This is a genomic window from Geobacillus sp. ZGt-1 (assembly GCF_001026865.1).
Taxonomy (GTDB): Bacteria; Bacillota; Bacilli; order Bacillales; family Anoxybacillaceae; genus Geobacillus; species Geobacillus thermoleovorans.
In genome coordinates this window covers 144,098-150,391 of the sequence record NZ_LDPD01000016.1, presented here as the reverse complement: position 1 = coordinate 150,391, position 6,294 = coordinate 144,098, and the positions used below count along the sequence as shown (strand labels likewise).

Annotated in this window: 5 protein-coding genes and 2 pseudogenes; 1 reads left to right on the top strand and 6 read right to left on the bottom strand. The window is 54.1% G+C overall.

Annotated features, from left to right (window positions below):
* The 6 genes and pseudogenes from VU18_RS07125 to VU18_RS07100 form a co-directional block, all read right to left on the bottom strand.
* A partial coding sequence (locus VU18_RS07125) for a transporter suffix domain-containing protein (protein WP_047757882.1) occupies positions 1 to 242 on the bottom strand: 242 nt, incomplete at its 3' end.
* Positions 243 to 466: 224 nt separating this feature from the next.
* A complete protein-coding gene (locus tag VU18_RS07120; RefSeq protein WP_011231135.1) occupies positions 467 to 1,423 on the bottom strand; it encodes an MBL fold metallo-hydrolase in 957 nt (318 codons plus the stop codon).
* A 287-nt stretch (positions 1,424 to 1,710) separates the two neighbouring features.
* Positions 1,711 to 2,598, bottom strand: a complete 888-nt coding sequence (locus VU18_RS07115; protein WP_047757854.1) for a sulfite exporter TauE/SafE family protein — start codon at positions 2,596 to 2,598, stop codon at positions 1,711 to 1,713.
* A gap of 266 nt (positions 2,599 to 2,864) precedes the next feature.
* Positions 2,865 to 4,164: pseudogene (gene glnA / locus VU18_RS07110) on the bottom strand (type I glutamate--ammonia ligase); the annotation flags it as partial.
* Positions 4,165 to 4,448: 284 nt separating this feature from the next.
* On the bottom strand, positions 4,449 to 4,835 hold the full coding sequence (locus tag VU18_RS07105) for a gamma-glutamylcyclotransferase (RefSeq protein WP_011231131.1): 387 nt from the start codon (positions 4,833 to 4,835) through the stop codon (positions 4,449 to 4,451).
* A gap of 259 nt (positions 4,836 to 5,094) precedes the next feature.
* Positions 5,095 to 5,658 (bottom strand): thioredoxin family protein, encoded by a 564-nt coding sequence (locus VU18_RS07100; RefSeq protein WP_033004757.1) that lies wholly within the window; start codon positions 5,656 to 5,658, stop codon positions 5,095 to 5,097.
* 145 nt (positions 5,659 to 5,803) lie between these two features.
* Here VU18_RS07100 and VU18_RS07095 point away from each other — a divergent pair.
* Positions 5,804 to 6,294: pseudogene (locus VU18_RS07095) on the top strand (hypothetical protein); the annotation flags it as partial.

Genomic DNA, 6,294 nt, shown 5'->3' with positions numbered 1-6,294 from the left:
ATTTGATCCGACAACCGCCGTTTTATTCGCCAATGTTTCAGATCCCAATACTTCTTCAGCTTCGACGCCGCTTCCTTTCCAACCAACAGCGCCCCGATCCAAAACATGATTTCCGCCGCCACAATGGCAACCGCAACGATCGACGCTTTGGCCGCAGTCGAAAACGGTAAAAATGGCGCGATGGGCGGAATGACCCAAACGACGAACGATGCGATGATGAGCCCGACGCCAATGTGATGCATGACGGACCGCCTCTGTTTCACTCTTCCGTTCCCCCTTGCTCATGGACGCTCTTTCCAACAGGAATCAGGATCGCTTATTTCCACTCTAACATATACACCGCGATTTCACGAAATGATCCGCCTAAAAACCGAACACACACAAAAACAGTTTTTCCCGTTTTTCCAATTTTCGCTTTCCCGTCAAAAAAAGAAACCCAGCCGAATCGGCCAGGCCAATCGAATGATCACCGTTGTTTCTGCCAATAATCGATCAACCCCATCGCGCACACTTGCAAATCAAGCTCGATCGCCGCATGCGCCGACGACGAAGATGGAGCGCCATGATCATCAAGAAACGCCATCACTTCGCCGCGCAACCGGTGCGCTGCCATTTTCGCCTGCTCGGCAGCCGGCGCTTCCGGATGACGGTCGACCGCTTCTTTTCCCGCCGCCACGAACTTCGGCAGCCAAACGCGAAGCTGGCGGAACGCCTCCTGCGGGTCATCCAGCATGCCAAAATGGCCAAAATAAATGCGTTCCGGTCTCAGCTCCTCAAGTCTTGCCGCCGACTGCTTCATGGCCTCGGGATCAAATTGGTTCGGAGATGTTGAAGGCAGGCAAAACGTAAGCCCCGCTTCTTGCAGCTGCGGATAAAAAACGCCGATCGTATCGCCGGTGAACACGCCGCGGCTGTACGAATCATAAATCGAAACGTGATGGTTCGCATGCCCCGGCGTATCATAAAACACAAGCGTCCGCTCCGCACTCAACTCCAACGTTTCCCCGTCCTCTTTCACGATCAATCGCTCTTCTGGCACCGGAAGAATCGGATCAAAGAGCGACTCAAACTGCGCGCCGTACACCGCCTTCGCTCCAGCGATGAGGCGCGATGGATCAGCCAAATGCCGCTTCCCTTTCGGATGGACGACAACCATCGCATTCGGGCAATGCTGAAGAAGCAACCCCACGCCGCCCGCATGATCCAAATGAATATGGGTGACGATGATATAGCGAATATCAGACGGATCAATATGAAGCGCTTTCAACCCAGCAAGCAAATGCGGCACCGACGGGCTTGGCCCTGTTTCCACGATCGCCAAGTTCTCTTCGTGAAGCACGTATGTACCGGTGCGCTGCGGCATGCGCAAATCATACAAATCGATGAGTGAAATGCGGCGGCCGAGATCAAGCGGCTGTGCCATATTCCCTCTCCCCCTTTGGTTGATGATGCAGAATATTTTAACATAGAAACCGGCTTCCCGCTACAGGGGATGATAAAAAAGCAGCCCCTGCCCAGAGGGCAAGAGCCGCCTTCTCGTTTCAACTGTCGTCAACGGGGCAACAACTGCTCCGCGCGCTATTTTTGAGGGCAGGCGCTGTCGACCGTTGCCCTCCGCAGCACGAACAAGCTCCCTGATGCTCAACCCGATCGCATCCAACGCTGCCGCCAACGGAAAGACACTGTCGTTTGCCAAGCGCCCCCTAATGCTTACGACGCCAACTCCCTGCCAGTCGCCTTTCCTTTCCGCCCGTTTCGGATCGCCAGCCATACCGCCGCGGCCCAACCGATGACGATGAGGCCATAAACGGTCGAATACACCGGCGCAGGCGCCTCCCAAGCGTGCAGGAGCGTGCGGACGTTCGTCAAAATAATCAACCCGCCGACCAACACTCCAAGCAAATGGGACGGCAGTTTGCGCACAAGCCAAGCGGCGATCGGCGCAGCGACGACCCCGCCAGCCATGAGCGTCAGCACCCAGTGCCAATTCACTTGCTCCCAACCAAGCGAAATGACGAATCCTAGCGTCGCCGACAGCGCGACGGCAAATTCGGATGTATCGACGGTGCCGACCACCTTGCGCGCTTCCATGCTTTTATTGGCCAACAACACCGGCGTCGCAATCGGCCCCCATCCTCCACCGCCGGTCGCATCAAGGAAGCCAGCCACCAATCCGAGAGGGACGAGCTGCTTATTGGACCACTGTTTTCCGGGCGTCGACGGCGCGCGGCCGTTCAACACTAAAAATCGATAAATAATGTAAAAGCCAAGCGCCAACAAAAACAAGGATACATATGGTTTAATCAAATCTCCCGGCAAGTTGCTTAAAAAGCATGCTCCGACAAACGCGCCGACCGACCCGGGAATGATGAGCCTAAAGGCCATGCGGCGGTCGACGTTGCCGAACTTCCAATGGGAAGCGCCAGATGCCGCCGTCGTCACCACTTCCGCCAAATGAACGGACGCCGAGGCGACGGCCGGAGCAATGCCGAACGTCAATAACAACGTCGACGACGTGACGCCATACGCCATCCCAAGCGAGCCGTCAATCAGCTGGGCGATAAATCCTACAAACACAAAAACGATCAGTTTTTTCATTGGTTTCCCTCCGTTTGCAATGGTTGAGCGCGTTACTTATAATTTAAATCTCATTATTCATAGATGTCAACTATGAATTTTTAAAAAATAAAAAATGCGATCATTTATTTTAGTCCCCGCTCGCAAGATGACGTTGCGAACACCGACGGCTTGGCGGCCGACGGACGGAAGGCGCCGCGCGGCCGTCCATAAAGACAAACAGCCGCCTGCAGAAAAAAGGCGCCCCGAATATGGCGACGGGACACCTTTTGGATGCTGGCTTTCGATCAGAACTTCCCTTGATACCGCTCGACTTCCCAAGCGTGGACCGCCGTGCGGTAGCTGTTCCATTCGTCTTTTTTCATCGCGACGTATTCGTTGAATACGTGCTCGCCAAGCGTCGCGCGGCCGATTTCTCCGCTTTCGAACGCAGCGATGGCCTCGCCCAAGTTTTCCGGCAAGTTGTCAATGCCAAGCTCCGCACGTCGTTCTTCCGACATATGGAAGATGTCTTCATCAATCGGCGCCGGAGCGGTTAAACCTTTTTCGACACCGTCAAGGCCAGCGGCAGCGATGATGGCATACGCCAAATACGGATTGGCCGACGGATCCGGGCAACGGAGCTCAACGCGCGTCGCGACGCCGCGTTTGGCCGGAATGCGGATGAGCGCCGAACGGTTGGAAGCGGACCAAGCGATGTAGCAAGGCGCTTCATACCCTGGCACAAGCCGTTTGTACGAGTTGACAAGCGGGTTCGTAACCGCCGCGAAGTGTTTTACGTTTTTCAGCAAGCCCGCGATGAATTGGTACGCTGTTTCTGACAACTGGTTCGCATCGTTCGGATCAAAGAACGCATTTTCCCCATCTTTGAAGAGGGAAATGTTGACATGCATGCCTGAACCGTTGATGCCAAACACCGGTTTTGGCATAAACGTCGCATGGAGGCCGAACTTGCTGGCAATCGTTTTGACAACCCATTTGTACGTCGTCGCATTGTCAGCCGCACCGAGCGCATCGGCATATTTGAAGTTGATCTCATGCTGGCCTTCCGCCACTTCATGGTGCGACGCTTCAATCGTAAAGCCCATCGCTTTTAAGGCGCGGTAAATTTCAAGGCGAACGCGTTCGCCCAAGTCTTTCGGAGACGGTTCGAAATAACCGCCGCCATCATGGAGCTCAAGCGTCGGATTGCCGTTTTCATCGGCTTTGAACAGGAAAAACTCCAGCTCTGGGCCGACCGAGATCGCATACCCTTTTTCCGCCGCCCGCTCCACCGTTTTTTTCAACACGTTGCGCGGGTCGCCCTCAAACAGCGTGCCGTCCGGATTGGTCACCGAGCAGAGAAAGCGCGCTTCCGCATAGCCTTCCTCGACCGTCCACGGCAAAACAGCAAACGTATTCAAATCCGGAAGAAGATACAAGTCGGAACGGTTGATCGGCGAGAAGCCTTTGATCGACGAACCATCAAACATGATTTTCCCTTCGACAACATCATCAAGCTGTTCAGCCGTCACGGTCACGTGCTTTAAGATCCCTTCAATGTCGACAAACTGCAAATGAAGAAGTTCAACGTTCTTTTGTTGGATCNTTTCTTTAATTTGTTCAAGCAATCCCGTTTGGGTGGAGGAAACGAACGATTTTGACATGTCACATTACCTCACATTCGCACGTTTATTTTTCTAACATGATTTTATTATAGAAAAAGAGCGGCGGTTTGACAATACCTTTTTAATAATTTTTCTGTATTTTTATTAGGAAATGTTTGCAATCGCTTTCAAAACACATTAAGGAGATATGAATATTTATGCAAAAAAAGAAGGAGGCGAAAAGAGGCCGCCTCTTTCGCTTCCTTCAGCCATCCGCTCCTGATGTCATGTTTTCTTCATCCTCCGCCATGATCCGGACGGAATAAGCGGAAAACCAGCCGCTTTTTCCGGCAGATAGACGTACACATACCCTTCGATCGGTTTGCACGCGTCGCGAACCCACACCCGCTCATATTCATTGTTGCTCCGCCCCTCGACGTAGTCTTCCAGTTCGTCCATCGCCTTGAGCCCTTCTTCTGTCACGGTCAGCCACTCCCCCTCAACTTCCCCCTCTTCCCCAAGCACAAGCGCAGGGTATGGGCCAACGTTGTATAAGCGGCCGTTTACTTTCCCTGAGCATACAGCGCGAACGTACGGAGCGACCACTTCATGGTTTTCTTCGCCAGTCAGCAGCGTGCCATACACAAACACCCGATATCGCCCTTCCGCCATCTCCTCGTTCTCCTTTTGTTTACATAACATAGATTATGAAAACTCAAGGAAAGGAAACAAAAACAATGGAAGCCCTTCCTCTCATCCATCCTTGCCGCTCCGAGGCGGCGCCAGTGTGAATTTGTTCAGTAGATCGCGGCCACAAAAACGCCGTGCCGGCTGCACTCGCAAGCCAACGGCACGGCGATGGCGATTCCGCAACGAACGAATGATGCTTTCTCCATCATACCCGCTTCACAATGAAAAGTCAAGCAAATTGTTACAGTGCTTGTTTCCATTTAATGCTGCAGCCGATGCTCGGCTTTTGCTTTTCTGGGACCGGCCGGCCCTCGAGCAAAGCGTCAAGCGCGGCGCGGATCGACTCCCCAGTGACCGGGATGCCGTTATTCGGGCGCGAGTCGTCCAACTGGCCGCGGTAGACGCATTTCAGATCCCGGTCGAAAATGTAAAAGTCCGGGGTGCAAGCGGCGTCGTACGCTTTCGCCACCTCTTGCGTCTCATCGTACAAATACGGAAACGGATAGCCGAGCTCTTCCGCCACCTTTTTCATGTTTTCCGGCGAATCGTCCGGATATTGTTCAACGTCGTTCGAATTGATGGCGACAAACGACACCCCTTTGGGCATGTAATCGTTCGCCAAGCGGACGAGCTCGTGCTGGACATGTTTCACAAACGGACAATGGTTGCAAATAAACATCACGACCGTCGCGACGTCCGATTTTACATCGTCAAGGCGAACGAGCCGGCCATCGACGGCGTTCGGGAGAGCAAACGGCGGCGCCTGTTTGCCAAGCGGAAACATGTTCGATTCAACAGCTGGCATCAACAACACCCTTTCTCCGCTATTTTCTTTCATTATAGCAAAAGACAGCCAGATGCCACAAATGCGGCGCCCAAACCGAACCGCACAGCTCGGCATATGATGCCACATAGACGAACGGAAAGGAGGCTTTTGCGCGTTGATTTATATGAATAAACACATGACCCCGCGCGTGTACGGGCCGGCTGCCGCGCCGCCCGCATCCCACCCGGTGTTTTATTACCGCCGCACGGACGCTCAACAAATGCTCGAACAGCAAAAACAACAGTTCGATCAGCTGGCGGAACGGCTCGCCCAGCTTGAGGCCGCCATCGAAGAAGGGCAAAAGAAACAGGAGGAACAGCGCGAACAAATGGCCGACGTGTTCGCCCGCCTCGAACAGTCGCTTGCTGCCGGCTGGGCGCGGCAAAGCGGGCAGCTTGCCGAGGCGCTGGCTGAGCTCGAACAAACAGTGACCGCTGGTCAAGCAGCACAAACCAACTATTACGAAGAAATGGCCGCCATGGTTGCCTCGCTTCAGCAAGCGGCCGAAACCGGGCAAAAGCAACAGGAAGCGCAAAGCGGGCAGTGGGCGGAAGCGCTCGCCCGCATCGAGCGGCTGCTTATGGAAGCACAGGCGGGGCAAGCCGCCTTGGCCGG

Bases quoted from the DNA above. Each gene is read 5' to 3' on its own strand.
- VU18_RS07120 (WP_011231135.1), bottom strand. From the start codon at position 1,423: ATGGCACAGCCGCTTGATCTCGGCCGCCGCATTTCACTCATCGATTTG.
- VU18_RS07115 (WP_047757854.1), bottom strand. From the start codon at position 2,598: ATGAAAAAACTGATCGTTTTTGTGTTTGTAGGATTTATCGCCCAGCTG.
- VU18_RS07105 (WP_011231131.1), bottom strand. From the start codon at position 4,835: ATGGCGGAAGGGCGATATCGGGTGTTTGTGTATGGCACGCTGCTGACT.
- VU18_RS07100 (WP_033004757.1), bottom strand. From the start codon at position 5,658: ATGCCAGCTGTTGAATCGAACATGTTTCCGCTTGGCAAACAGGCGCCG.